This window comes from Methylobacterium sp. Leaf89, assembly GCF_001422215.1.
Taxonomy (GTDB): Bacteria; Pseudomonadota; Alphaproteobacteria; order Rhizobiales; family Beijerinckiaceae; genus Methylobacterium.
In genome coordinates this window covers 81,092-107,532 of record NZ_LMML01000004.1, presented here as the reverse complement: position 1 = coordinate 107,532, position 26,441 = coordinate 81,092, and the positions used below count along the sequence as shown (strand labels likewise).

At 63.9% G+C, this 26,441-nt stretch carries 25 protein-coding genes and 2 pseudogenes; 18 read left to right on the top strand and 9 right to left on the bottom strand.

The window, feature by feature from the left end:
* Positions 1–18: 18 nt before the first annotated feature.
* The 9 genes from ASF18_RS01885 (at position 19) to ASF18_RS01850 (ending at position 11,509) form a co-directional block, all read left to right on the top strand.
* A complete protein-coding gene (locus ASF18_RS01885) occupies positions 19–1,605 on the top strand; it encodes a class I SAM-dependent DNA methyltransferase (protein ID WP_244472531.1) in 1,587 nt (528 codons plus the stop codon).
* Positions 1,602–2,813 (top strand): restriction endonuclease subunit S, encoded by a 1,212-nt coding sequence (locus ASF18_RS22725; protein ID WP_082486935.1) that lies wholly within the window; start codon positions 1,602–1,604, stop codon positions 2,811–2,813. Before ASF18_RS01885 ends, ASF18_RS22725 begins: the two co-directional genes overlap by 4 nt.
* 1 nt (position 2,814) lies before the next feature.
* The gene (locus ASF18_RS01880) at positions 2,815–5,973 is read left to right on the top strand and encodes a type I restriction endonuclease subunit R (protein WP_056348861.1); all 3,159 of its coding nucleotides are present in this window, start codon (positions 2,815–2,817) and stop codon (positions 5,971–5,973) included.
* A gap of 317 nt (positions 5,974–6,290) precedes the next feature.
* Positions 6,291–6,713, top strand: a complete 423-nt coding sequence (locus tag ASF18_RS01875) for a hypothetical protein (RefSeq protein WP_056348858.1) — start codon at positions 6,291–6,293, stop codon at positions 6,711–6,713.
* Positions 6,714–6,846: 133 nt separating this feature from the next.
* The gene (locus ASF18_RS01870; RefSeq protein WP_156649556.1) at positions 6,847–7,704 is read left to right on the top strand and encodes a DUF1376 domain-containing protein; all 858 of its coding nucleotides are present in this window, start codon (positions 6,847–6,849) and stop codon (positions 7,702–7,704) included.
* Positions 7,705–8,201: 497 nt separating this feature from the next.
* Positions 8,202–8,414 carry a hypothetical protein gene (locus ASF18_RS01865; protein WP_156649554.1) on the top strand — a complete coding sequence of 71 codons (213 nt, stop codon included), beginning with the start codon at positions 8,202–8,204 and terminating at the stop codon, positions 8,412–8,414.
* On the top strand, positions 8,411–8,944 hold the full coding sequence (locus tag ASF18_RS01860) for a hypothetical protein (RefSeq protein WP_056348848.1): 534 nt from the start codon (positions 8,411–8,413) through the stop codon (positions 8,942–8,944). Before ASF18_RS01865 ends, ASF18_RS01860 begins: the two co-directional genes overlap by 4 nt.
* 4 nt (positions 8,945–8,948) lie before the next feature.
* The gene (locus tag ASF18_RS01855; protein ID WP_056348845.1) at positions 8,949–9,338 is read left to right on the top strand and encodes a hypothetical protein; all 390 of its coding nucleotides are present in this window, start codon (positions 8,949–8,951) and stop codon (positions 9,336–9,338) included.
* 386 nt (positions 9,339–9,724) lie between these two features.
* Complete coding sequence (locus ASF18_RS01850; RefSeq protein WP_056348842.1) at positions 9,725–11,509, top strand: site-specific integrase; 1,785 nt, start codon at positions 9,725–9,727, stop codon at positions 11,507–11,509.
* 45 nt (positions 11,510–11,554) lie between these two features.
* Here the strand turns inward: ASF18_RS01850 and ASF18_RS01845 are convergent, their stop codons facing one another.
* Positions 11,555–11,812, bottom strand: a complete 258-nt coding sequence (locus tag ASF18_RS01845; protein ID WP_056348839.1) for a helix-turn-helix transcriptional regulator — start codon at positions 11,810–11,812, stop codon at positions 11,555–11,557.
* Between the two features lie 108 nt (positions 11,813–11,920).
* On the opposite strand from ASF18_RS01845, the gene ASF18_RS01840 reads away from it, so the two are divergent.
* The 7 genes from ASF18_RS01840 to ASF18_RS22720 all read left to right on the top strand — a co-directional run bounded on the left by ASF18_RS01840 (position 11,921) and on the right by ASF18_RS22720 (position 16,720).
* A complete protein-coding gene (locus tag ASF18_RS01840) occupies positions 11,921–13,171 on the top strand; it encodes an MBL fold metallo-hydrolase (protein WP_056348836.1) in 1,251 nt (416 codons plus the stop codon).
* Positions 13,168–14,244, top strand: coding sequence for a hypothetical protein (locus ASF18_RS01835; RefSeq protein ID WP_156649552.1), 1,077 nt, complete (start codon positions 13,168–13,170; stop codon positions 14,242–14,244). The genes ASF18_RS01840 and ASF18_RS01835 overlap by 4 nt, the downstream gene beginning before the upstream one ends.
* 169 nt (positions 14,245–14,413) lie before the next feature.
* Complete coding sequence (locus ASF18_RS01830) at positions 14,414–14,830, top strand: hypothetical protein (RefSeq protein WP_156649550.1); 417 nt, start codon at positions 14,414–14,416, stop codon at positions 14,828–14,830.
* A 78-nt stretch (positions 14,831–14,908) separates the two neighbouring features.
* On the top strand, positions 14,909–15,391 hold the full coding sequence (locus ASF18_RS01825; protein ID WP_056348825.1) for a hypothetical protein: 483 nt from the start codon (positions 14,909–14,911) through the stop codon (positions 15,389–15,391).
* A gap of 14 nt (positions 15,392–15,405) precedes the next feature.
* Positions 15,406–15,858: a hypothetical protein gene (locus tag ASF18_RS01820; RefSeq protein ID WP_244472530.1), complete on the top strand. Its 453-nt coding sequence runs from the start codon at positions 15,406–15,408 to the stop codon at positions 15,856–15,858.
* Between the two features lie 17 nt (positions 15,859–15,875).
* Positions 15,876–16,364 (top strand): hypothetical protein, encoded by a 489-nt coding sequence (locus ASF18_RS01815; RefSeq protein ID WP_244472529.1) that lies wholly within the window; start codon positions 15,876–15,878, stop codon positions 16,362–16,364.
* Positions 16,304–16,720 (top strand): hypothetical protein, encoded by a 417-nt coding sequence (locus tag ASF18_RS22720; protein ID WP_082486932.1) that lies wholly within the window; start codon positions 16,304–16,306, stop codon positions 16,718–16,720. The genes ASF18_RS01815 and ASF18_RS22720 overlap by 61 nt, the downstream gene beginning before the upstream one ends.
* Positions 16,721–16,840: 120 nt before the next feature.
* Here ASF18_RS22720 and ASF18_RS01810 read toward each other — a convergent pair.
* The 3 genes and pseudogenes from ASF18_RS01810 to ASF18_RS23420 all read right to left on the bottom strand — a co-directional run.
* Positions 16,841–17,032, bottom strand: a pseudogene (locus ASF18_RS01810) (transposase); the annotation flags it as partial.
* Between the two features lie 894 nt (positions 17,033–17,926).
* Positions 17,927–18,784, bottom strand: coding sequence for a hypothetical protein (locus ASF18_RS01805; RefSeq protein ID WP_056348820.1), 858 nt, complete (start codon positions 18,782–18,784; stop codon positions 17,927–17,929).
* 145 nt (positions 18,785–18,929) lie between these two features.
* A complete protein-coding gene (locus ASF18_RS23420; protein ID WP_156649547.1) occupies positions 18,930–19,508 on the bottom strand; it encodes a hypothetical protein in 579 nt (192 codons plus the stop codon).
* A 967-nt stretch (positions 19,509–20,475) separates the two neighbouring features.
* Here ASF18_RS23420 and ASF18_RS01800 point away from each other — a divergent pair.
* A complete protein-coding gene (locus tag ASF18_RS01800; protein ID WP_056348816.1) occupies positions 20,476–21,615 on the top strand; it encodes a hypothetical protein in 1,140 nt (379 codons plus the stop codon).
* Positions 21,616–22,209: 594 nt separating this feature from the next.
* On the opposite strand, the gene ASF18_RS01795 is transcribed toward ASF18_RS01800, so the two are convergent.
* From ASF18_RS01795 to ASF18_RS01780, 4 genes are read right to left on the bottom strand one after another with little or no spacing between them, the layout of a single operon-like run.
* Positions 22,210–22,758, bottom strand: coding sequence for a cytochrome b (locus tag ASF18_RS01795; protein ID WP_056348813.1), 549 nt, complete (start codon positions 22,756–22,758; stop codon positions 22,210–22,212).
* On the bottom strand, positions 22,755–23,867 hold the full coding sequence (locus ASF18_RS01790) for a catalase family peroxidase (protein ID WP_056348810.1): 1,113 nt from the start codon (positions 23,865–23,867) through the stop codon (positions 22,755–22,757). The genes ASF18_RS01795 and ASF18_RS01790 overlap by 4 nt, the downstream gene beginning before the upstream one ends.
* 9 nt (positions 23,868–23,876) lie before the next feature.
* Positions 23,877–24,650, bottom strand: a complete 774-nt coding sequence (locus ASF18_RS01785; RefSeq protein ID WP_056348807.1) for an anti-sigma factor — start codon at positions 24,648–24,650, stop codon at positions 23,877–23,879.
* Positions 24,647–25,177 (bottom strand): sigma-70 family RNA polymerase sigma factor, encoded by a 531-nt coding sequence (locus tag ASF18_RS01780; protein ID WP_056348805.1) that lies wholly within the window; start codon positions 25,175–25,177, stop codon positions 24,647–24,649. Before ASF18_RS01780 ends, ASF18_RS01785 begins: the two co-directional genes overlap by 4 nt.
* Positions 25,178–25,467: 290 nt before the next feature.
* Between ASF18_RS01780 and ASF18_RS01775 the strand changes: the two genes are divergently transcribed.
* Positions 25,468–25,731, top strand: a complete 264-nt coding sequence (locus ASF18_RS01775) for a hypothetical protein (protein WP_156649587.1) — start codon at positions 25,468–25,470, stop codon at positions 25,729–25,731.
* Positions 25,732–25,819: 88 nt separating this feature from the next.
* On the opposite strand, the pseudogene ASF18_RS22715 reads toward ASF18_RS01775, so the two are convergent.
* Positions 25,820–26,155, bottom strand: a pseudogene (locus ASF18_RS22715) (alpha/beta fold hydrolase); the annotation flags it as partial.
* Positions 26,156–26,441 lie beyond the last annotated feature (286 nt).

The window sequence follows — 26,441 nt, the reverse complement described above, 5'->3', positions numbered from 1 at the left end:
TGTTTCGGAATCGAAGCGATGGTCAAGCAGCTCAGGAGAGTGAACGTGGCCGTCGATCTACAAGACCTATCGAAGCGCCTTTTCAAGGCGGCTGACCAGCTCTGGGCGAACAGCACCCTACGGCCCGATCAGTACGCCCAGCCGGTCTTGGCGCTCATCGCGTTGCGCCAGATGGAGGCGAAGTTCGAGAAGGTCCACGCCGACCTAGCCCCGAAGTTCAAGGGCCGTCTGAAGGCTACCCCAGCCGACTACCAGGCTCGCGGCGCGATCTACCTGCCCGAGGTTGCTCGCTACTCCTACCTGCTGGCCCTTCCGGAGAGCGCCAACCTTGCCGAGGCGATTAACACGGCGATGAAGAGCATCGTCGACAACAACCCCGACCTTGCCGGCGTGCTGCCCCAGGCATACGGGGCGTTGCCTGATGCTGTCCTGCGCGAACTGATGCGTCTGTTGGCGCCCCTGCAAATCGATGGCGATGCCTATGGCCTAATCTTTGAGTACTTCATGGGCGCGTTCGCGGCGGCATTCATGCAGAAGGGCGGAGAGTATTTCACCCCGTCCTCGATCGTGAAGCTGATCGTCGAGGTGATCGAGCCGTATCGTGGCAAAATCTTCGATCCTGCATGTGGATCGGGCGGCATGTTCGTCCACTCCGCCGAGTTCGTCCGTCGACACCATGCGGCTCCCGAGCGAGAGATCAGCATCTACGGCGTCGAGAAGATGTCGGACACGCAGCGTCTCTGTCGCCTAAATTTGGCCGTCCACGGCCTCTCTGGGGACATCAAGGAAGCGAGTAGCTACTACGAAGACCCGCACCGCTTGATCGGCAAGTTCGACTTCGTCATGGCGAACCCGCCCTTCAACCAATCCGAGGTCGACAAGGCCCGGCTGGTTAGCGAGGCCGGAATGGTCGACGCCCGGTTTCCCCTGGGAATGCCGAACACCAATAACGCCAACTATCTCTGGATTGGCCTGTTCTACGCCGCGCTGAACGAGACGGGCCGCGCCGGGTTCGTGATGGCCAACTCGGCCAGTGACGCGGGTGGCTCCGAGCGTGCCATGCGACAGAAGCTGATCGGCAGTGGCGCGATCGACTGCATCATCACCACCTCGCCCAACATGTTCTTCACTGTCACCCTACCGGTGACCTTGTGGTTCCTCGATCGTGGAAAGGCCAAGGGTCCACGCGGCGACCAGGTGTTGTTCATTGATGCTCGCAACATCTTCAGACAGGACAGTCGGGCCAACAGGTCCTTCACGGCCGAGCACATCGAGTTCCTTGGCAACGTCGTAAGGCTATGGCGTGGCGAGACCGTAGAGGCCGAGCAGGGCAGCCAAAAGCGTATGAAGGAGACGTTCGGAGCTGATGGCTACCGGGACATTCCCGGTCTCTGCAAGGTTGCCAGCCGCGCCGAGATCGCCGCGCAGGACTGGAGCCTGAACCCTGGCCGTTACGTCGGCGTGAAGCCGGGAGAGGCGCACGATGACGAGAGTTTCAAGCTAAAGCTAGAAGTGATGCAGGAGGAATTGGAGCTGCTCAACGTCGAAGCCGCGCGGTTGCAGGCCATCATTGCAGGAAACGTGGCGGAGTTGTTGCAGGCATGAACGAATGGATCACAATCTCGCTCGGGGAAATTTGCGACAAAGGCGGCGGGGAAATTCGAACGGGGCCATTTGGTTCGCAGCTTCATGAAGCGGACTATTCTTCCGATGGTATACCAGTGGTGATGCCCAAAGACATCCCTTCCGGGAAGGTAGACGAAGCCACCATTGCTCGTATCCCTGTAGACCTCGTGCACAGGCTATCGCAGCATGTTCTGAAGGAAGGCGACATCGTCTATGGCAGGCGAGGCGACATTGGGCGGAAAGCACTAATCACAGCTCGTGAGGCCGGTTGGCTCTGTGGCACCGGCTGCCTTCGGATCACTCCTGGCGTTGGGATAGTTGATCCAAGGTTCTTATTCTACAGACTTGGGGCGCCTGAAACCGTGTCGGCAATCGCCAATCAGGCGGTGGGCGCTACCATGCCCAACCTAAATTCTTCGATCCTCCGAGGCGTAAGCGTCACGCTTCCTTCTCTCGCCACGCAGGGCCGTATCGCCTCGATCCTGGAGGCCTACGACGACCTGATCGAGGTCAACCGGCAGCGGGTTGTGCTGCTAGAGAACATGGCACGTAGCCTGTTCGAGGAGTGGTTCGTTCGATTCCGCTTCCCGGGGCACGAGGCCGGCAAGATTGTAGATACGCCCGACGGGCCCAGGCCGGAGGCTTGGAAACATGTCAGGCTCGACGACGTACTTGTGCTCCAGCGCGGATTCGATTTACCGACATCAGCTCGCTCTCCAGGACCCTTCTTTGTCATTTCCGCAAGTGGACGGCATGGCGCACACGCGGAAGCCAAGGTGAAGGGGCCGGGCGTAGTGACGGGCAGGTCGGGTACGATTGGCAAAGTCCATCTCGTGCTTGAGGATCATTGGCCGCTCAACACAACGCTCTACGTAAAAGAGTTCAAGCGCGGCGGCCCAGCGTTTGCATCACTGCTCCTCAGACACCTTGACCTTGCAACAAGTAGCAGCGGTGCGGCGGTGCCGACGTTGAATCGTAATCACGTACATGGCTTGCCGATTGCCGTTCCACCTAATGACTTCGTGGACCGGTTCGAGGATGTCGCGATGAGCTGGCTGAGGCTTGCCCACAATCTGAGGAGTCAGATCGAGCGGCTGGCCGTCTCACGCGACCTCCTGCTCCCTCGCCTGATCTCGGGCCAGCTCTTGGTCGCTGCCGCCGAGCGTGAGCAACAGGAAGCCGCCTGAAATGGCTCCATCGCTGACCGGCCACATTGCCTCCGAGATTGGCTCGGTCGAGCAGCCCGCGCTTGAGCTGTTGGAGGAGCTGGGATGGCAGCGCGTCAACCTGCAGGCCGAGCAGCCGGGGCCCGGCAACCCAACCGGCCGGACCAGCTTCCGCCAAACCTACTTACCCATACGAATGAAGGCAGCGCTTACCAAGCTCAACCCGCACTTGCCTGCCGAAGCGCTTGCGCTGGCCGAGGAACGCCTGACAGAAGATCGGTCCGCCATGCTGCCGGTGGCAGCCAATCGAGCCTTGTTGGAGCTGCTGATCGACGGAGTGTCGGTCGAGGTTCGGCGCGGCGATAGCAGCTTCGAGGCCCTCAGCGTACGCATAATCGATTGGACGGAGCCGACCAACAACGATTTCCTTGTCGCCAGCCAAGTGTGGATAGAAAGTCCGCTTGGTGGGCGTAAACGTCCCGATACAATCGGGTTCGTCAATGGCCTGCCGCTGATGCTTGCCGAGTGGAAAGGCCTCACCAGGCCTCTCGCGGACGCCTACGACAAAAACCTGCGAGACTACCGCGATACCATCCCGCGCCTGTTCGACGCCAACGGCTTCGTTATCCTGTCTAACGGGCTGGAGGCAGTGATGGGAGCCAGCCATTCAGCCTTCGAGTTCTTCGCACCATGGAAGCGCATGGAGGAGGGCGGACCGGAGAGCGTTGGCTTGGAGATGCTCCTACAGGCCACATGCGAGCCGCGTCGGTTCCTCGACCTAATCGAGAACTTCATCCTGTTCGAGGATGGGCGCGACGGCCTGCGCAAGGTCATCGGCAAGTACCACCAGGTGTTGGGAGTCAACCGTGCGATCGAGGCCGTGCGGACTGTGAAGGACAACCAGGGACGGCTGGGAGTATTTTGGCACACGCAGGGCTCTGGCAAGTCATTCTCTATGGTGATGTTCGCCGAAAAGGTGCTGCGGCGGCTTGGCGGCAACTTCACGTTCGTGATCATTACTGATCGTAACGAGCTGGACGACCAGATCGCTGGGACGTTCGCGGCCACGGGAGCACTGACTAAGAAAGTCGACGATGCCCAAGCGAACAGCCGGGCTCATCTGCGCGAGTTGCTGGCGGGCAATGAGCGGTACGTGTTCACGCTCATCCAGAAGTTCGGCACTGCCGATCTGGAGCACATGCCGGTTCTGTCCGAGCGGTCGGACGTGATTGTCATCACCGACGAAGCGCACCGGAGCCAGTACGATCAGCTTGCCGCCAACATGCGGGCCGCCCTACCCAATGCTGCGTTCATTGGGTTCACCGGCACTCCGTTGATCCAGGGCGAGGAGAGCAGCACCCGCAGGGTGTTTGGTGACTATGTGTCGGTCTACGATTTCGCTCAGTCAGTGAAGGACGGCGCGACCGTTCCGCTGTTCTACGAAGCTCGCAAGCCCGAGCTGCAGATGAATGCCGACGAGCTACGCGAGGACATGGAGGCCTTGCTGGAGGATGCGGCGCTCGACGAAGCTCAGGAAGAGCGACTGAACCGCGAATTTGCCCGCCAGTATCAGCTCATCACCCGCGACGACCGCCTCGACAAGGTCGCAGACGACCTGGCTTTGCACTTCGCGACCCGAGGGTATCGCGGCAAGGCAATGTTCGTAGCGATCGACAAGGCCACAGCCGTCCGCATGTACGACAAGACCAAGGTGGCTATTGCGCGATTGATCGCGGCGGACGAGGAGAGACTGAAGACCGCGCATGAGGCTGAAGGAGCTGCCATCGTTGAGCGGCTGGCCTGGATGCGCTCGCTTGATACAGCAGTAGTCGTCAGCCAGTCGCAGAACGAGATCGGCGACATGAAGGCCAAGGGGCTCGACATCGTGCCCCACCGGACTCGAATGCAACACGAGGATCTGGAGACCAAGTTCAAGAATGCGGACGATCCGCTGCGTCTGGTGTTCGTCTGCGCGATGTGGATCACCGGGTTCGACGTGCCCTCGATCAGCACCGTCTACCTGGATAAGCCGATGCGGAATCACACGCTCATGCAGACGATCGCCAGGGCGAACCGCCGGGCGAAAAGCAAGACCTCTGGTGTGATTGTCGATTATGTCGGCGTGTTCCAGAACCTACAGAAAGCCTTGGCAGTCTATGCAGGCGCGGTGACGGGTGGTGCATCTGGCGGCAGCGCGAGCCCGATCGAGGACAAGCAGGCGCTGGTCCGAGCGCTGGAGGCCGAACTCGACGCGGCGACGGCCTTCATCGATCCTCTTGGCGTAGACATTAACGCAATCCTGGCGGCCAAGGGATTTGCTCGGAACGCTCTGATCGCGAATGGCGTGGAGGTATTGGTCGCCCCTGACGAACGCCGCCGTGAGTTCCTGCGGCTCGCAGGCAACGTCGTGAAAGCCTACAAGGCTCTACTGCCCGACGAACGCGCTGCGCCTTACCTCGGGCCGGTGGCCGTGATCCACACTCTCTCGGACGCTGTGAAGGCCAAGTTGGGCCCAGTCGACATCTCGGCAGTCTCGGCCCGGATCGCGGCGCTGCTGGACGAGAAGATCGAAGGCGTCGCCATTCTCACGCCGATCGTAGAAGGCGACCGCGCAGATGGCCGGGTGAACCTATCGGACATCGACTTCGACAAGCTTGCCAGCCTGTTCGCTACCACGCCCAAGACAGCCGCTGCTCAGCTCCGCGAAGCGACTGAGGAAAAGGTCGAGAGGATGGCCGAGCAGAACCCGACGCGCCAAGGGTTGGTCGATCGGCTCGAAGAACTCGTTGCTACCTACAATGCCGGCTCGATCGACGTGGAGGCGTTCTTCAAGGATCTCAAGGCCTTCGTGCGGCAGTTGGACCAGGAGGAGACCAGAGCAGCCCGCGAGGGCCTGAGCGAACAAGAACTGGCAGTCTTCGACCTCCTCACCAAGCCTGCTCCGGTCCTCACGAATGCCCAGGAGATCGAGGTTAAACGGGTAGCCCGCGAACTGCTGGAGAAGCTCCAAGAGCGCGTGTCTGGAGTCGATTGGTTACGTGGTCGTCAGAGCCGAGCTGCAGTCCTGTCAGAGATCAGGTTCAAGCTCAATGAACTGCCCGAAGAGCCCTACCCAGAGCCGCTTTGGGACGTCAAAGTTCAGAGCGTCTGGGATTTCGTGCTTCAGCGTTACTCAGCTTGACATACAATGACCTGGATGCGGCGTGTCATGCGCATCCCCCAGCCTATGAACATCGGCCTCTGATCCAGATTGCTGGGTAAGTTGCCCTAGGATCGCCCAGGACGGCCTTCGTCGATGTCGTTGGACGTGGATTGGTCGAGGCGCGGAACAAGCCCTGGCAGGGCTGTGATGTGACGCTCACAGGAGTTCTGCCTTCAGCGTTCGAGTGCAGCCCATAACCGAAGTTCCAGTACCGCTTGGTTACGGCACCATCCCTTGTGGCGGTGCCGTAACTGCACCACCTCATGGTTACGGCACCATTAGGATCGGAGCGATAGGTGGCACTAACGAATGCAGAGAAGCAGCAGCGGCACCGCACCAGGGTGAAGGAAAGGCTGGCTCAGGCCGTGAACAAGGTGTGCGCCGAGGAGATCGAGGCGTTCAGGAAGGACTGCGAAGCGGAGCGGGCCGCAATCGCTGACGGCAACAGCATGCCGGAATTCGGGATCGATGATCTCCTCATCGACATGTTGACGAACGAGGCCGGCACCGACTTGCACGGCCCCTTCCTGGCGCGGGCGATGGGCCTGCCGTCAGATCCGTGGCCGGATCTCACGTTGGACGACCTCAACCGCATGACGAAGGGCCGGACGAAGGAAGCCAAGCGGCTCGGTATCCCCACAGGGGGAGGAGGGCCTTACCCGGCGTCGTTCCTGATGAAGCTGCAAGCGGCGAAGCACAGGGAGTGGCTGGAGGGCTAGTTTGCCCGCATCCACTCTGATCACCCTTAAAAGAAAATCCCCTTTTTCAATCGAAATAGGGACACTCACGCCAAAACCCGCCCCTTGTCGGCCAGACAAGTCAGGAGCGGGTTCAAGCAGATCAGGAACACCAGTGAAAGATACACCGTTCAAATCGGATCTACAAGACCCGCTCGTGCCGGCGCACGTCAGTTTCGCCGGCTACCACTACATCCCCTTGGACATCAAGATGTTGACGGAGTCCGACCTCGCGTTCCTCACGGGCGATGGCTTCAAGGCCGCGCTCATCCTCCTGGCGAAGTCGTGGCAGGAAACGCCAGCCACCTCGCTCCCCGATGACAACCGCTTGCTCGCGAACCTCGCGGGGTTCGGGAAGGGGCCGGCTGCGATGTCGGAGTGGGAGAAGGTGCGGGAGGAGGCACTATCCGACTTCGTCCTCTGCTCTGACGGCCGACTCTACAGCCAGTCACTACAGGCACGGGCATTGGAAGCATGGGAAAACACCCTGAAACGCCAAGCCCAGACCAAGAAGGGTCGCGAGAAGATCGAGGCGATGAGGGCCAAGCAGAAGGCCGACAAGGAAGCGGCTCCAACGCTGGCATCTGTCACCGACACTGTGACAGCCTCTGTCATAGACACAGCCACAGAACGTAAAGAAGAGGACATCACAGGACACGACATCATAGCAGATCACATGGAAGGACAGGAAGTAGATGTTCCGGCTTCTCCGGCCATGCTGGCGGAAGTTACGTCGAGCCCCAAGCCTCGCAGACGCGCTCTAAACAAGTTCAACGGAAGATCGCTTGATCTGGACGTCAGTCAGGTAACCGGTCTCGCAGACGAGTTCGCCTTCCTGCCGGACATCATGAAAGACCTGGGGGAGATCGACATCGAACTCGACCGGGAGAAGATCGCGCCTCGCGACAGGCCGAACAGGCTCCGCGAGAAGCTAAAGGGCCGGAACAGTCAGGAGATCAAGGTCCCGTTCTAAGAAAGCCAGAACGGAGTCCGTGGGTGACGAGCTACGTCGCCTGCGGCTCCTTCCCTCGCTGCGCTCGCATCATCGTCATCCAAGATCGTTCTAAGGATCACCGAGGCAGGCCAGACATCTGAGCACGAGCAGGCAAGCGCAGAGCACAGCGTCTCCCGTCACCAAGGCCAGAGCGAAGCAAGAGCCAGGGACCGCCGCCGCCTCGACGGTCTCGCCCATCCTGACAGGCCGGAGTGCGAAGCACACGAGCCCCTGTTCCGCCCGCCTTGACTTGTCAGGACAGGTCAGCGTGCTTGACTTATCCGTCTGAGAACGTATAAGAGAGATACGATGCCCGACATGTTTGATACGAGACTTGACATGAGCGTGGGGGGTGTGCTAAGAATTCTGTACGCTCTGTAGTAATTCCGAGTAGAGTCCCGAACCACCAAAATCCCCAGACCTACCCCAACACTGCGCCCCAACCGGGACGCGGTGCGCTTTGCCGTGCGCTTTGCATGGCCCTCACGAGGAACACCATGAAGAAGAACCCGAACCCAATCCCGAAGCCGCGCATCGTTCTCGAACTCGACCCGGAGCACATGGCCGTGCTCGACACCGCCCGCCGCAAGCTCGGACTGAGCCGGACGAACTTCGCCCGCTCCACCCTCATGCGGTGCATCCTGGCCGGTGAGGCATCCACCCTCGTCCCTTCGGAGGTGGCGCGATGAGCACCCCGGCCAACACCACAGATACCACCTTCGGGCGCATCGGGCCTGACGACGCCCTCAAGGCCATCAAGGCCGAGAACCGCCGGGCCGGCGTGACGATGTCCTACTCCGACGAGATCGCGACGGCGTACCAGCTCGCCGGCGCACTTCGGCTCGATCCCACGACCGGCCGGACCCTTGTCGTTGATGACGCCGGCAACACGCGGACCAAGGGCCAGGGCACCGAGACAGCGGACCTCTCGGCCGCTGAATTCATCACCCTGCTACAGGTAGGCGTCGCCTCATCGTCCCGCTCCAAGTCATCGCCGGTCCCGGTCTCAGGTGGAGCAAACCGCACCGAGCGCGCCATCGCGACGAACGCGGCCAAGCGCTCCCCCCGGTCGGAAGCGAAGGCAGCCCAGGCCGCCGACCTCGTGCGTGAGTACGGCAACCCGTGGGCGCCTCACTCAATCAACCGGACACGCCAGAACGTCGTCCAGAACCTCGACCCGGCCCTCGCCGAACAACTCCGCAACACCGCAGGACACTGACCCCATGCCCAACGAAAACACCACTCCCATCCCCAGCCTGGGGGAATACCGGCAGCGCCAGAAGGCAGCGAAGGATCGCGCCGAGGCGCGCATCGCACCCCCGGATGTCCGTGCCGCCCGTGCCGCCGCCCTCGACCGGCGAGAAGCCGGCATGGCAGCCGGCCGCGAGGAAGCGAACCAGAAGGCCAACCGACCCGCCGAGGTGTACCGGGAGACCCTGGCCCTCGTGCCCGACGAACTGCTCTACGAGTTGCAGCGGGGCCTCTCGACCCTCTCCACGCGGACAATGGCCGACATCGTCTCGGATGTTTTGACCGGGCGCCGGAGAGCACGGCACGCGGCCGACTTCGCACCGGTCAGCCGAGCCACAGGGAAAGCCGCCAAGGCCCGTTGACGGCCAACGCTACCGATGGCGCTTCCAGGCCAGGGAGGGGCCTCCTGGCCTCTCCCTGGCAACGGAGTCGAGCCTCCTTCCGTGGCCTTCGCATACTGCCTCTTACGGCCTCCAAGCGAGCGCATTGTTCCCAGACACTTTGAGCAAATTCCTGGCCTTGTTCAGTGCAGTTCCAGACACCTTTTCGAAGGCTAAGTTGCTGATTTTTATCATGGTATGGGTGGACTCTGACTCCTCTAGTCCAGGTTCGAATCCTGGTCCCCCAGCCACCGCCAGAACTAAGTCACTCCAGGCGTTCGACAATCTTCTGAGCCGCCCTGCGGTCTGAGCCCTTTGCTACACACCGCTGCTACACAGACCGTCCGCGCGGACGGCGGGAGCGCGGTTTGAGTTCGGTCGCCAACGTCGTCCAGCGGGGACGCACTTTCCACTTCAGACGTCGGGTTCCGGTCGACCTGCGGCTGCGCCTCGGCCGCCACGAACTCGTGTGCAGTCTCGGCACGAACGACATCCGCACTGCCAAGCTCGCGGCCTGTCGGCTATACGTGGCGGCGGAAGAGCTGTTCTCGACCCTGCGCGCCATGCCGATGCTGACCGACGACCAACTCGCCCACCTCGTCCGGGACTTCTACGACACCCTGCTGTCGGATGAGAACGCCGGCCGGCTCACCCGTGGCCCGCTGCCCGACGGCGTACGCGAAGCCCGCGTTAGGCAATACGCGACGATGGCCGCCAGGGGTCGCGAGGCGCTGGCCAGCAACCGCCTCGAAGAGGCAGCCTTCGTCGCCGAAATGATGCTGAAGCGTCAGGGGATCTCCATCCAAGAACTCGCACCTGCGGAAGCGGCCAAAGCCAAGCAGGCAATGCTGCGCGCCGGCATCGACCTCTCGGAAGCCCTGAAGGCCCGCTACGAGGGCGACTTCAACTACGAGCCGCGCGACAAACTTCTGAAGGCGACGCTCGCCGACCCACACTCGAAGCGTTGGCCGACGCCCGCGAGTGCCCCGACAACTGCAACCGCCCCCGTCGCCCCATCGGCATCACCACCGCCCAAGAAGGACGGTCTTGCTCCAGCGCCCGAAGTCCGCTTCGAGGACCGTGGAAAAGCCTTTCGCGACCAACAGGTCCAGACGAAACGCTGGGACAATCAAACGGCGGCGCAAGCTGGCGCCACCTATCGGCTGTTCGCGGACGTATGCGGCGACAAGCCCCTTGACGCTTACACGCGCAAGGATGCTGGGCGCTTCCGTGAGCGCGTCGAGCGGTTGCCCAGCGATTACGGCAAGCACCCGCGCTACCGCGGCCTGAGCGTCGAGGCGATCTTGGCCACCTACACGGCCCTGCCGAAGGGCTCGGGTGTCGGAGTCATCACGCAGAAAACCATCAAGCGCCACTTCTCCGCCCTGTCCACCCTCTGGACAGCAGCGGTGGCGGAGGGTGACGCGAGCGAGAACATCTTCTCCGGCCATCGCTTCGCCGCCACTCGCAAGGCGAGCGAGCAACGCGACATGTGGGAGCGGGCCGAGCTCGTTCGTCTTTTCGCAACGCCGGTCTGGACGGGCTGTGTGTCACCGACCCGGCGCACAACGCCAGGCGGCCTCATCGTGCGGGACGAAAAGTTCTGGCTGCCCCTGATAGCCGTCTTCTCCGGCATGCGTCAGGAGGAAATCTGCCAGTTGCACGTCGAGGACATTCGGCAGGACGAGGACGTCTGGTTCATCGACATCAACGACCGGCCTCCGCGCAAAGTGAAGAACGCGACTGCTGTGCGCCGCGTGCCGATCCACTCGGAACTGATCCGCCTCGGCTTACTCGCTCACATCGACAAACAGCGACGCGTTCGACAGCCACGGGTCTTCCCTGGTTTGGAGCGTGGCGGAGCCGACGAACGGCTCGGCCATGCCTTCACCAAGTGGTTCACCCGCTACCGCCGTGACGTCGGGGTCTACCGGGTCGGGCTCGACTTCCACTCGTTCCGCCACACCGCGACGACGCTGATGCATCAAGCTGGCGTGATGCCATCGGTGATCGATCACGTCACGGGCCACGCGACGGCGGGCGAAACGGCGCGCTACACCAAACGCTCGACCCTGCCGCAACTGCAGACCGCTATCGAGACGATCGCGATTGGGGTGGATCTCTCCCAACTTTACACCGCAGTGCACAAGTAAGTTTGAGGCGCGAGGCCTCATCCGGGTCGGGGACGAAGGCACCATTCAACGCCGACGTCCGCCCCGGAGCGGCACGGGCGGCGTCGCGCCTTCATCCGGCGCGACGAACAACTCACCGAGCGGGACAGCCAGCGCCGCCGCGACCTTGTCGAGCAGGTCGACCGTCGGGTTCTCCGACTGCCGCTCCAACCCGCCAAGATACGCCCGGTCCACGCCCGCGTCGGCCGCCAGCCGCTCCTGGCTTAAACCCTGCGCCACGCGCACCCTGCGCAGGTTCCACGCCACCAATGCTCGCCCCTTCATGAGCGAGGATCAGCAGCCAGCACGGGCTATCTAACCACTGGCTATAGCCACACCGTACCGCTAAGCTCGTCCCACGGCAGGGTGCGGTACGGGGCAAGCAAGATCACGATGCGGGTGCGTATTCACCGCGGCACGCGCGAGATCGGTGGCACTTCCGTGGAGTTGGAACACGACGGCTCCCGCCTGCTCCTCGACCTCGGCCTCCCCCTGGACGGCGACCCCGACGACACAAGCCGCCATCCGGCGATCGACGGCTTGGTCGGCGGTGGCGACCTCCTCGCACTCGTGCTCAGTCACGGCCACCGCGACCACGTTGGGCTCACCCACCTCGCCGGCCCAGACCTGCCCGTAGCGATGGGCGCGGCGACGCTGCGCATCCTGCAGGCGGCCGCTACCTTCGTCCCGGACAGCTACGTCCCCACCAACACGGTCACCTTTATCGAGGGGGGCGCGCTCACCTTCGGTCCATTTACGGTTACCCCGATCCTCGTCGACCACTCGGCCTACGACGCCTACGCCCTACTGGTGGAAGCCGGTGGGCAGCGGCTGCTCTACTCCGGCGACCTCCGTGCCCACGGACGCAAAGGCGCACTGTTCGAGCGCCTCGTGCGTGACCCACCGCGCGGCATCGACACGCTGCTGCTGGAAGGATCGAGCCTCGGCCGCCTCGACGACGATCGTACTTTCCCGAGCGAGGCGGAGATCGAGGACCGCTTCGTCGACCTGTTCGTCGACACCGAAGGCATGGCGTTGGCGGCGGCCTCGGCCCAGAACATCGATCGCGTTGTCTCACTCTACCGCGCCTGTAAACGCACCGGCCGTACGCTGGTGCTCGACCTCTATGCCGCCGAGGTGTTGGCCGCGACCGGAAATCCCCGCATCCCGCAATCCGACTGGCCGGGCGTCGCCGTCTTCGTGCCCCAGCACCAGCGCGTGCGGATCAAGCGCACCGGCCGCTTCGAACTGATCGAGCGGCACGGGGCCAACCGTATCTTCCCAGAGCAACTTGCGGCCATGGTCTCGCGCGCCGCCTTGCTGTTCCGCCACTCGCTGCTGCCCGACCTCGACCGCGCAGAGTGCCTCGCGGGCGCGCGGGCGATCTGGTCGCAATGGGCAGGCTACCTCGACCAGCCGCGCGGGCGGGCACTCGCCGACGACCTCGCCGCGCGCGCCATCCCGCTCACCCACGCCCACACCTCGGGCCACGCCAGCATCCCGGACCTGAAGCGCTTGGCCGCGGCAATCGCGCCGCGCCAACTCGTGCCGGTCCATACCTTCATGCCCGAGCGCTTCCCCGCTTTGTTCGGGCCAAACGTCACGATCAGAGAGGACGGACAGTGGTGGGACACGGCAGCATGAGAGGCACGAGCGAGGCGGAGACCGCGATTGGGGGCGGCACGACGGCGGTTCCGTACCGGAGCCTCGGGAAGCCGTTCCTCGCGGCGTTGGAGGCGCTGGCCCAGTCACCGGACGGGAACTGGTGGGCCGACGTGCTCGCCGACCCGGACCTGCTGCTGGCCGTGCGCGACCGCTCGCTCAACGTCTACCATCGCGGCGCCTCGCTGTTCCGGATCACCCCGGCGGGGGTGGGCGTCGCCGCCGAGACGCACGCCAAGTACCTCGTGCGTCAACGCCAGGCGCTGACCTGGCTCGGCTCGGAAGGCGGCTTCGACCTCGACCCGGGCAGTGCGGTGTGGACGCGCTACGAGGGACCCGGCACGCTGGCTGAGATGAAGCGGGCAGCCGCTGCACTGTCCGGTCTGGAGAAGACCGGGGTGCACGCGCTGGTGCAGGCCAGCCTCAACGTCGTCGACGTCGAGATCGCGCTGAGCAGCACGCCGGCCGCGGCAGCTGCTGTCGAGCCGGACGGGGCAGAAGCGAACGCCGCGCTTCTCGCCCCGGAGCCCGAGGTGCATTCAACCCCGGCCCAGGCCCGCCAGGATCGGCTAGACGTGGCAAGCGTGGAAGAGCGCGGCGTACCAGGCGAGGCTTGGCTGGTGTTCCACGAGGCCAAGCTCGCTGCGAACCCTGGCCTTCGTTCGAAGACGACCCCGGCGATTGTCGCGCAGGTCGCGCGCTACCGAGCGAGCCTCACCGAGCAGGCGGAGCGCCTGGCGAAGGGATACCCAGCTCTCTGCCGCGATCTCGTCCGCCTCGACGCCCTGCGCAACGCGGTGCGCACTCCCCGCGGCCTCGACGCCGTAACGCCCCGCGATCCCCTCATAGCCGAAGTCGCCTCCGGCGCACGCCGGCTGCGGGTCGACCCCGAGCCACGTCTCGTAGTGTTCGGCTTCGACGCGGACCAGCGCGACGGTGCGCTGCGGGCGATCACCGACGACCTGCGCGGCCGGCACGGGCTGCAGGTCTACGCGGTCGGCCGGCCCAATGGACGGACGACCGCTGCCTTCCGCCGGCCGTCCGACCCAGTCTGAGGATTTCGGCTTCGGAGGGGGTGCGACCGCCGGCCGCGGCAGGAATATGCGTCCAGCTGTAAATTCGCGGGGGGGGCAACGGGAATACCTCTTCTCAGCTCCGCTGGAGCGTCCGCGAGACCCCTTCGTCATGTCCAGCCTATCCGATCACGCTGCCCCGATCCGTCGCGTGCTGCACCTTCACCGGCCCGTGCACTCGATCCCGACCTTGATGTGCCTCGGCGTCCTCCTCGCGATTTCGGTGACACCCATACAGGCGAACCCGTCCTTCGAAGGGCATTACCAGGGGCGAGGCGAAGGTCGCCTCACCCTCAAAGTATCTTCGCTCGGTCAGGCAGGACCGGCTGCCACCTACTCGGTCGAGGCCTTCACCGGCATCCCCAACGCGTGTTCGGGCACCGTCTCAGGCGCTGCCCGCCGGATCGATACCGACACGTTGCGGCTCAGCCTGAAGGGAGACGAGGCAGCTTGCGAGCTCACTCTGCGCTTCGGCGCAGACCGTAAGCGCGTGCGGATGGAGGAGCAGGGCTGCGGCGATTTTCACGGGCCTGCCTGTAGCTTCGACGGCGCGCTGACCCGCCGCTGACCGCAAGCCATGTCGGTCCGCCGCCTCCGAGCGCCCGGACTACATGCCTTTCCTCTCCCTCTTCGACGGACCACCCCCATGATGCGCGCGATCCTGCCGTTGTCCCTCGTTCTTGCCGTCTCTCCGGCTTGGGCAAACCCGCCGGTCGACGAGACCGAGACCGGCGGTTGCCTCGAACTCAAGCTCGACGGGCGACCTGCCTCCTGCAACCACGACTTCCGCCTCGTCGACGACGGCAAGGGCGAGGTGAACTTCGTCACCGGCTACCGGGAGGGGCAGGCGAAGCCGGAGATGGTGGTCAACTTCGCGACCGCCCAGGTTCTCAACATGGAGAACGCCTACGGCTACGCGCTCGGCCTGACCCACGTGACGCTGATGACGGTCGGCGCCCCCGACCAGCAGCGGCACTGGCCGGCCAAGGGCCTGTGCTTTCTGGTCAAGCCGAGCCCAGTACGGGCTGGCGCTAAGGCGGTGCAGCAGGACGTCGTGGTGATGTGCTCCGCGACCATGTCCGATGCCAGCGCACCCGTACACCGGATCGACTGGAAGTTCGTGTTCTGAAGGGGGAGATCACCATGAGCATGAGCACTCCCGGCACGGACACCACCACTCCGTGTTCCAACACCCCTCCCGGCAAGCTGCCCGCCCCGAGCGTCGGCATCTTCTGGGGCGTGCCGGACAGCGGGCATATAGTGCTGGTCACAGACCACACGACCCTGGCAGAGGCGGAAACCTACGGTGACTGCCTCACCCACCCGCGCGGGCACCACGAGGTCTGGGAGGCGTGGCGCCGACTCGGGGCGACCGCTCTGCGCCGTCGCGGCCTGCCGCCGGCTATCGCGGGTCACGAGTACGAAACTTTCCCGCGCGGACGGGTGGTCTACATGCGCGGACCGGCGCTTTTCACCCTCTACGCCGACCGACACCTGCAGCGGCCCAAGACGATCGCAGAACTCGTGCTGCTGTTTGGTCTCGCCGGGGAGCGTCACGCGGTGCGCTCGGACGCACACTACCGCACGCTCGCCTGACCCGATGGACACACAGCATGGGCGGCAGTTCGGCAGACATCGAGGCACTGCTGGTCGACGTCAACGACCCGGACAACCCGTCACCGAGGATGCTGCCGGCGATCTTCCGCGACATCGTCGGGCGGCTCGACGCGGCCGGGCTCGCCTACGCGGTGGTAGGGCGCCTCGCCCTGACCCTGCGCGAGCAGGCCCGCTTCGTCGACGAGATCGAGATCGTGGCAGACCTCGACCCGGACGGGGACGAGCATGCGTCGGAGCTTCTTCGGGCGACGCGGTCTCGGTTCGCGGCGCACATGGACCTGCAGCGGTGCCAACGGCCCATCGCCCTGAAGCTGCGGCCTTGCATCGGCGCGATCGAGACGGGCCTGCTGGCGGAGGCGATCACCCGCCCGTGGTTCGGCGTGCCCGCGCGGTTGGCGAGCGCGGAGAACCTGCTCTGGGCTATATGGTGCTGGTCGGACGCCATCGATCATCCCGCGGACGCCGCGCTGATTGCATTCTTGTAGGCCGGATTTTGCGACAGCTCGGACTTTTCTATCGTAAGAACGTTCGTGGCCTGCCAGGCGCCCCCGATTTCGCAAATCAGAGCCAGCGATGGGCCGTCTTTGTCAACGGCTGCTTTTGGCATCGTCACACAGGCTGTTCTCGAGGTGCGCCGCCCAAGTCGAATATTGACTTCTGGGCGCCCAAACTAGCTCGCAATCGCCACCGTGATGCGCAGGCGATTCGAGCCCTTCGACGCGCTGGGTTCATTGTCGCCGTAGTCTGGGAGTGTCGCATCGGCGAGGCAGACCATCACCTCCGTCAGACCATTCTGAGGCGCGACGTACGCTCACGAGCTAAGCGTGGACCGAGAGAATAGAGGGTCCGCCCCCATCATCTCCTTCCGCCGAGCGACCAAGCCAGCAGCCAACTTGCGGCGCGTGGGCGGTTCTAAAGCAGGTTCTATCCTTGCGCCTTCGTTGCTTCCTATTAGGGCGTGTCATCGCCTGAGCCAATCGAGGGCGGCTGCGAGGGAGAGGACGCCCATGAAGCTGACGGCAGTCTTCTCGTAGCGGGTGGCGATGGCGCGCCACTCTTTGAGCCTAGCCCAGAGACGCTCGACCTGGTTACGGTTGTTGTAGATCCAATCCGGGGAGGCCACGGGCGCTTCGTGGCGCTGAGGCGGGATCGCACCTCGAGGTTGGCAAGAGCGACTTCCAACGCATGGACGAGCGCCGCCCGGCCAGCCTGAAACGAGCAGTTCTACTGCTCAAAAATGGGAGAAAATTCGCCAGCCCCACGTATAGGCGCTAACCCATTGCAATCACTAGTCTTTATGACCTGACTTTCCATTTCGGCGTTGCAAACGTCCATTCCACGCTAGTCGATCATTAAGTGGCAGTTTTCGCGGAAAGCCGGGCGCTCCCTCCAAGCCAGTGGCTCTCGAATCGCTTGCACGGCATGAAGAGCGTTCCTAACGCGATCACCCAATGGACATCCCGAAGCACGACGGTTCAGTTCGCGCTGGACTGGTAAACCTTAGGCTTGCCGGAGCAGGGGAGGGGGGCGACCGAGGGTCCGCCATACCATCACAACGTGCGGCCGCGGAACCGCGCATTGCGTTCCAGGCATCGTTGCCACCCGAACCTCTATGCGTTCTGATCCCCATCAGCGTCAGCAGCGTGCAAGTCTTCAACGACTTCGACCATCTAGGGCAGTCGCCCTTACGCGTGACGCCATACCACGGGAGCCGCCAACCATGAGACGTGCTGACGCGTTCGGCATCGACTGAACAGGACCGCCATCCGAACCATCAGGGTGGACTTTCGGACCTCATCGCAAGCCTGGGCCCTGCTCACCGCCAGACTCGGGACTGCCCGAGCCTGATACACCGTTCGTCGCAGCCCCGGGTCCGCGCAGCCAGTCCGTCTGCCTCCATCGCCGTGGCGGACATAGGAACGGCCCGCCGATGATGACCGGCGGGCCGTTTGAGCTGGTTCCGGAGGCACTATTGAGACCACATTCGGACCGTAGACTGGACACCGTCCCCGTCGAGGTTACGTTGCCTGGCCTCGCGGTCCAGGCATCACAACAACTCCATCCGAAGCATCTCCGTCAGCCGGTCAGACTTCCCACGCTGGTACTCCCAATCGGTGTATCGTTGGAGTTCATGATCGATCAGGTACAACTTCTCCGGATACGCAGCCTCGCGCCGGGACTTCTTCTGCATGTCTTGCGCCAAGCGAACCCGTGGCAGCGTCACGATACCGCTGTAGCGATGCCTTAGACCGAAAGCTTCGGCAAAGGTGTCGCCGAGGGCAACTTCGTGCACCTCCCGCTCCGCCGGGCTAACGAAGGGATCTATTCCCTTGAAGCAGTACTTGAACCAGCGCCACTGCTCAGCGATCGCCCGGATGGAGTCCGTCTCCCGGCGCCGCCGTACATGCAGACGCCGTCGATACCCGATGCGATCAACGCGACTGATATATCGGTCCAGCCAGCGTTTGAACTTCGGGTAGACCCGGATCGGCACATGGACGGCGCTATGCGAATGCAGGCCGAACACACTGGAGCGCTCGAAGACCGTGTAATTAAAGTTCGGCACCTTATTTCGTCGCATGAACTTACGGAGGGACTGCATCCATAGGCTGGATGCACGGTCCACCTCCTGCCCATAACGGTACCCCATCGAACCCCAAGCTATGGTCACCTCGACATTGAGGATGCTTCCCTCATGATTCGCGAAGGCTACACCTTCGTGGGCCCGGTAGAACTGCCCCCGCGTTATGAAACGCGAAGACGGCTGGAACTGTTCATCATAGGCCGCAGGACAGCAGCCCACCACGGCGTCCCGCATCGCACGCTGGTGACCATCGGCATAAGGACGCCAGATATCTTCCTCCGATCTATCGAGGAACGGCGTCGCATCGTCGAACTCAAACATTGCTGGACCCTCTGAGGCTCTGCCTCGGACGACGCGCTGCGCCGCGCAGGCGCAGGGACGGGCCGTCCGAGAGGGGGGGAGTTAGTCCGCACGCAGTGGCGGGGACGGGCTTCGGCAAGGGATCATGCCCCTCGATCCGGCGCAGTTACGCCTTCTCGGTGTCCGCGGCCAAAGTTGGAATAGTCAACGTGTCGATGAGGGATAGTCCTCGCCGAACTCGAGCAGGCTTACGCTTTGGCATCTGGGCGGTCGCGTACTTGCGCTTATTCTCGCGAACCAGCTTCTTCAAGATTTGAGGCGTCGATCGAAGCGGGCCGGCAAGATGTGACTGGACCAGTACCCCTGTCATGCTCGCGTTTGCCACTGACTCGATCAGGATGCGCGAACACGTGCATCTCGCCATGATTTGGTACTTCTGCACCAGTTCGGCTCGGCAGCTCAAATCCGAGACTGTGAAAGCTTTTTCGATCTGCCTCCGACGCTCGGAGGCGTCGAACCAGCCCAGGGGGGTTCCACAGCAGTTCGGCTCCGAAACGACCGGCGAAGCAGCGGCGTACGCCGAGAGCTCGTCTAAACATTCGCAATGAATTTGCGTCGGGGAGCCGGTCGAGACCGCACCATTCAAGGCAAACAGAGAAGACAAACTCTGCGTTTCCGCCAAATTATTGTTAACCTTCAGAACCCGCTCGGAAGACGAAGTCCTATTGAGGAACTGGCCGTGCATGGAAACTACTCCATCATGCACGCCTTCAGATGGCTACAGCACTTCCACCCGAAGGCGCATCATGATCGCAGCGCTCGTGGGCGCGCGATTACATCGATGAGGCATGAGTGCCGAGCGACCGGGCGCAGCTCGGGCTGCACCGTCCTCTTTCTCGGGAGAGTGGCTGTCACACGACGTCCCGGCAGACCGATTCAGTTGCGCATATCCCCTCTCGCCGCACGGGAAAGAGGGAGCAGCTGATGGTGAGAAGCAGCATTGGGTTACGCTCCTTCAAGAAGCTACCCCTTCATCGCTGCTCTGGCCTCACCTGCGCTTTCTGGCTGCACGACGGAATACAGACAGATCTCTAACCGCCCGACGGCAAGAGAAAAAGCATGTCAGCCAACAGAACGGGCCAATCGGAAGTCGCATCACTCCGTTAACAAACCTAGCCACTAATTAGGTACGAATCCGCCTATGACAAGCTTTGACTGGGTAGGAAAATTCGGCCTGCCTCGCACCGTCGGGACGAGCCCCGTGTTTTCGCCAACGCCGTACTGCCCTGCTGTCCCCCACCCAAATCGGTCGGCAATACGAGACGCTCCAGCAACGCATCTCTGCGAAGGGCGACGGCTGAAACGAGTGTTCACCGGCTTCCTCACAGACTATAAAATGAGAACCCCCTGCACGAAGAAGACTACCCCTGCGCCAGCCAGACAGCCGGCGCGGCATGGACTACGGCGCAGACCACGACCTGCCTGTACGCCGCGGACGGCCATGACGTGGATGATCACAGCGACGAACACGACCTGACCGTGTGCTTCCTCCCCCACTTATGTGGCCGACGGCGCCCTCTACCTGCACGGCCACACCGCCCTTCGTCGCTCCCACCGAACCTCTTGCCACCGACCTATTCCCGTTCAGTTCTCGATCCTGTCCGGGAACCCTGACCTGACCGCAAACCGCGGCCGCATGTCAGGACTTCATCATGGCCACCAACGTCCTCATACCGCTGCCCGCTGCCTGTGACCCCGCTGGATCATCCGCTGCTCTGGCCCTGCTCGATCCCAGCAACCTGGGAACACTGCCTTTGGTGCCGCTCATCCCCGAGGCCCAGCGCCGCCAGCACCACGTCTTCGTGCCCGCCGATCACCGTTTCAAGGCTGCAGCCCGCTTCCTTCAAGCACTGTGGCGCGAGGACAGAGACCTCGCCATCGGCCGCTACCCTGACAACACCACTGGCCGACGCCGGCGCTTGGGCTCACGCATCACCATGTCCGCTGGGGGTGACGGCGCAAACTTCCTTCATCCCCGCATCATCCCGGTCGTGGCGCATGCCCTTCACTACCGAGAACCAGGAGCGGTCTATGACGTGGATCGGCTCAAGACGAACCTGCTCTCGTCCCAGCCCCTGACCTTCAACCTGTTCGGCTTGCTCGCCCGCGACCTCGACCTTGCCACTCGCTTCATCGCGGACTTGCTGCCGGGGGCTATGGCCGAAGTAACGGAGCTCCTGTTCGAGCACAGCCCCGGCCGCGGCGATGCACGCTTTACCGCCGACGGCACTGCCTTCGACCTCGCCATCCGCGGCCGCTCAGCCACGGGGGAGCGCGTCTTCATCGGCATCGAGGTGAAATACAGCGAGAGCGCCTACGAACCCGCTCCGCGCTTCAACGAACGATACGCCGCCCTTGCCCCGACCACCGACCTGTTCATCGACGCAACCGATCCCGGCTTGGTCTCCAACCCCTGCCAGCAACTCTTCCGGCAGCACTGCCTCGCCGCCTCGATCCTCGACCAGGGCCTGGCGGACAACGCGATCCTCGCCTTCATTGCGCCGAGCCACAATTACCTCGCCCACGCCGCGGCCACGACCTACGCCCGCCACCTGCACTCGGCATCGACTGGCCGTATCCCCTTCATTCCACTTACTTTGGAACGGACGATTGCGGCCTTGGCCACGGCAGGCCTCCCCGACCACGCCCGCGCACTGCACCGGCGCTACACCGACTGGTGGCTCATCGACGGCGAACTCCACCTCGACGAAGTCCCGGACGCGGCCAGCAACTTATTCACGGCCGCCGCTTTTGCCGACCGAACGGCGCAGCGACGCGCCCGCACCGGTTAAAACGACGCCTCCTCTTACATTCGGGTAGAACGGTCTCGGCCCCGGCAGACCACGTCCGCAAGGCCGAGACCATGCGCTGTCAACGCAACCAGACCCACTATCCCGACCAGATCAGCGCCTGAACCTTCGTCCCTTCATTGCCATTGCGGACTGGGTTCGTGCTGTTCTCCTACCCGCCATTTGTGCGACCAGGCCTCCGAGAACCCAGGCGACGACATCTCACAATTCTTGCGAAATCGGCCACAGCCAAGTCTTTGAAACTATGGAACGCGCGACCTAATAATTCCGCCTACATGCCGCCTTCAGCGCTACCAACGAGCTGTAGCTCAGCCTCCCCGAGAAGCAGGCAATATGGCGCCAACTCGTCGGCAGGCTGAGCGGAGCAAAAGGGCCCATAAGCGCCCGAACCGGACGTTCCGCATCCGACCCAACCTCGCCGTTCGAAGGTCTACGGCCGGTTCTCAGAAGCGGACGTTCGACGCGAAAGTTGCAGGGGTCATAGGTTGCTTGCGATGGTTTTCGATACCCGGGCCTACGGCTCGCGTCCCCCCTGAGGTGCTCCTTGGCCCGACGTGGATCGCGGCGGCAATCGCTTCAGCGGGACCGGTATGGGATCGGGTGCGAGGCCATGCTGGAAAAGACCCCGTCCCGGCGGATCAGCCCGTGCATCAGAGCTGCGCCGAGATGGGCGAGGATGACCCCAAATAAGGCATAGGCCAGGAGGGTGTGAAGCGACCGTAGCCACGCATAGAGGCTCGGATCGAGCGGCAGGATCGGCGGAAGCACCACCGCGCCGCCGAGCCCGATCGGGTAACCGGCGGCCGACAGCATTGCCCAGCCGACCAGCGGCAGCCCAAGCATCAAGCCGTAGAGCAGGATGTGCGAGGCGTGTGCCGCCCGACGCTGCCAGGCCGGGAGGTCTGAAGGCAGCTCCGGCGGCGGATGGCGCCAGCGGTTCGCAAGGCGCAGCAGTGCGAGGACCAGGATGCCGATGCCCAGCGGTCGGTGTAGGGTGACGAGGGCATGATAGTGGGCCACGGAGGTCACCATCGCCACGCCGATAAACAGCATGGCCAGGATCATGCCCGCCATGGTCCAGTGCAGCAGCCGGGCCGGCCGGTTGAAGTGCGTGGTGTTGCTCACAATCCGGCTCCTGAAGCGGGGGCATCGTGGACGGCGCTCGGCGCCTTCGGCTCGCCGGCGCGTCGCGTGAAGGATTGCACGTAGGCCGCCGAGCGCGCGCTCAGCAGCGGATCGTCCGATCCCACGATGCCGGCGGGCAGGACCAGGGGGTCGAAGTTCACGTCGCGGCAATTGCCGCTGGCCTCCGCCTCCGTCGCGGTCACGATCACCGTCCCGAGGTCGACGCTCGTCCGCTCGGCCGGCCAGGGACGCGTCGCGTCCGCCGTGGGATCGCCTGCTTCGCCGAGGGAGGCGACGAGGTGCCACCGCACGGGCGCCCGACGGACCGCGGACTCGAACTCGTCGAACAGGTAATTCTTGTCCGCGCGTGCGGTCTGGGCCGCACTCTCGGTTGTGGCGGCCTGCTCCGGCACGAACGCCCAGCGAACGGGCGTTTCCGTGCCGTCTCCGGCAACGAACCGGAAGGCGTTCAAGCCCCGGAAGGTGTCGTCGGCGAACCCGGAGGTGATCGCGCGCGCCTTGATCAAGGCCGCCGCCGTCGTGCTCTCGGGGTTCGCGGCGAAGAAGGCTTTAAGTGCCTCCGGATCGGGCTTGCCCGTGGCCGGATCGGGCTTGGCGGCGAGAAGCTGGGCATAGAACGCCTCCGGGGTTCGCACCGGGAAGACCGGGATGTCGTTGTTGCCGGTGCGCCATTCCTCGCCGTCCGGAAGTTGGAAACGGAGTGCGAGGCTGCGGACCGTGGTCGATGCATCCGCTGCGTAGGGCTGGCCGCCTGCGAGGGCGATGCGTCCGGCGACCGGGGTAATCTGGCCCGCCGCGAACAGCGACGCCTTCGACAGGCGCGCGCCCCGGCCGGTGCTCTCGAAGCGGCCGGCGAGGCAGAGCCCCTTGGCGTGGTTGCGCCGGAACCCCGGATGTGGGCCGTTGACCCGCTCGAAGCGGTCGACGATCCGCGCCTGGGTCAGGGCGCCTGGCGAGAACCAGCCGCCGACATAGGCGAAGGCCCCGGCAGCGCCGGAAACGATCGCCCCAATGGCACCGAGGCGCAGGAGGACGGCGCGCGAGTTCAGAGCCAGACTAGCACCGGTGAGGTCGTTCAGGAGAGACATAGCGGGCCTTCAGATTCTCTTCGCGGTGGCGCGTCGGAACTCATTGGCGAGTGGGTGAAGGATTGCCGGGTCGGCCGCTCCCACGAGGCTGTAGCCGAGCCCGTCCTGAGCCCAGGCATAGCCGTTCGACGTCCCGGAGGTGTGCGGCTGCATCGGCGCGTCGCCGGGCACGGACATGGGCCGCATCAGCATCACGAAGCGCGCGCCGTGCCCGTCATCGTACATCAGCAGGCCGGCAGGCCCCTGCTGCGTCGCGACGAGGCGTCCGCCCATGAGGTGATAGCCAGAGCCACTGAGGTCCGGCACGCCCACCGGCCGTTTGAGCCGGGCCGAGAACCAGCCGGCGAGTTCGTCCCGATCGGCTGCGGCGAGCTCGACGGGCCGGGTGTGGTCTGGGGCATAGACCGCGTAGTTCATGCTCGCCGCCTGGGCCAACGCCTCGATCCCAGTCGGCACCGGCGAGACCGCATCGCGTAGGCCCCAGCCTCCGGCGCCGCCGAGGAGAAGTAGCAGCCCGGCTGCCATCGCCTGCCAGACGGGACGTTGCGGGCGACGGCGTGCCTTGACGATCCGCGTCAGGTTCAGCTGTGCAGGGACCGGCTCCGCAGCGATGGGCGCGAAGGCGGCACGCATCTCCTCGCCAAGGGCGACGAGGCGGTCGACCCGTGCTCGCGCTTCGGGATGTTCGGCGAGATAGGCTTCAACCTCGCGCCTTCGGGCGGCATCCAGCCGCTCGTCTACGAGGCCCTGGAGATCATCGTCGCTGATGGGACGCATTGTCATTTCACCCTCCGCAGGAGCGGGCGCTTGGCTGGAACGGCGGCGTCGGTGCCATCCATGAGCTGGATTATCCGATCCCGGGCGCGGGAAAGGCGGGACATCACGGTGCCCATCGGGATGGCGAGGATGTCGGCGGTTTCCGCGTAGGACAGCCCTTCCACCGTCACGAGGAGGAGGACGCTGCGCTGCTCCTCCGGGAGAGCATCGAGCGCGCTCATCAGGTCCTGGTGGCGCAGGCCGCTCTCCTGGGTCGGCGCCACCGCGAGGTTGGCCTCCGCCGTGTCCTGGATCGGCATGTGGGCGCCGCGCCGCGCGCGCTGGCGCATCTGCGTCACGGCAAGGTTGTGGAGGATGGCGAAAAGCCAGGTCCGCGCGTCGCCGTCGACTTGGCGCTGGTGCCAGCGGCCGACGGCGCGCTCAAGGCAGTCCTGAACGAGATCGTCGGCATCGGTGGGATTGCGCAGGAGTGCTCGTGCATAGCGGCGCAAGGCCGGGATCAGCGGTTCGATGAGGCGCATCATGTCCGTCATGTCCGGTCTCCTGGCATGGGCGGGACTCCTCCGTGTGCAGGCCAAACGATGCGAGCCTGCTCTGAGCTTGGCTTCGGGGGCATGGACGCTGCCAATCCGGGATTATTCCACGCACGCAGCGATCTTTTTCAGCCTCGCGTTACGTACCCATACTCGGCGATGTGGCTATGAATATGAGAGTCAAAGTTCTTGGATGCGAGGTGGAATAAGCAGCCGAAGACGTCGTCTATCCGGCATCCCTGCCTGGCGTTGGTCGATCAGGCAGGAAATACTGGAGATTGGACATGACGATGCTCAAGACTGTTTCTTCCGTCGCTTTCGCGTCTGCCTGCACTCTTGCCGCCTTTACCGGCGCCTCCCAGGCTCGGACTGTTTCGCATCCCACAGAGAGCCCGGCGATCACGGGCTCGATCCTGCCGCAGGCGCGGTCAGCCTACTGGCTCGGCGGCCCGGACACCGACAGCGGCAATGCCCGGAACCCAGCCCTGCCGGGCTACGCTCAGGCCCGCGGCCAAGAGACGGGCGGTCCCGCCCGTGAGCTGATCCTAAACTAGTTCGGCTTTCCCCGAGCGCGCATCAGCCCGCGCTCGGGGCTTCTCGGTGTTATCCAGCCCACGGACGGGGCACATGCACTGTCGCCGTCATCGGTAGTCCGCCGAGATTGGCTGGCGACTGCACCATGATCGGCGGCACGGCACTGATCAGCACGAGCTTGGCGGGTCGGCCATGCGCATGCTGTGCGACTTAGCGCAACGCTTCACAACCGCCGGTCGAATGGCCGACATGGACCGCGTTCGTCGCGCCGAGGGCTCCGACGACGGCCGCGAGATCGGCCGCGTAGGTGTCCATGTCGTGGCCCGACCACGTCTGGCTCGAGCGGCCATGCCCGCGCCGGTCAAGGGCGATGCAGCGAAAGCCTTGATCCGTAAGGGCCATAATCTGGTCTTCGAAGGCGTCCGAGGACAGCGGCCAGCCGTGGCCCTCAATCCTCGCAGAAAATGTGCTTTTCGGACAATCCAGTGTTCTTCTACCCGGCAGAGACGGAGCATTCCACGGCGTTCCGGAAAAGGATGAAAGTACAGAACCGCCTCGGCACAATAAGCGAGATCACGCCGATCATCGCATTCCTGGAAGGGCCGGGCAAAGGTTGGTAACGGCGGAGCCAGTTGATCGACGGCGGTTTCATCGCGCGTTAAGGCGCGGAAACCATCAGGTGTCGGTCCTAAACCTGCGGGCTGTTCATGATGCGTGGCTGTCGTCCCTT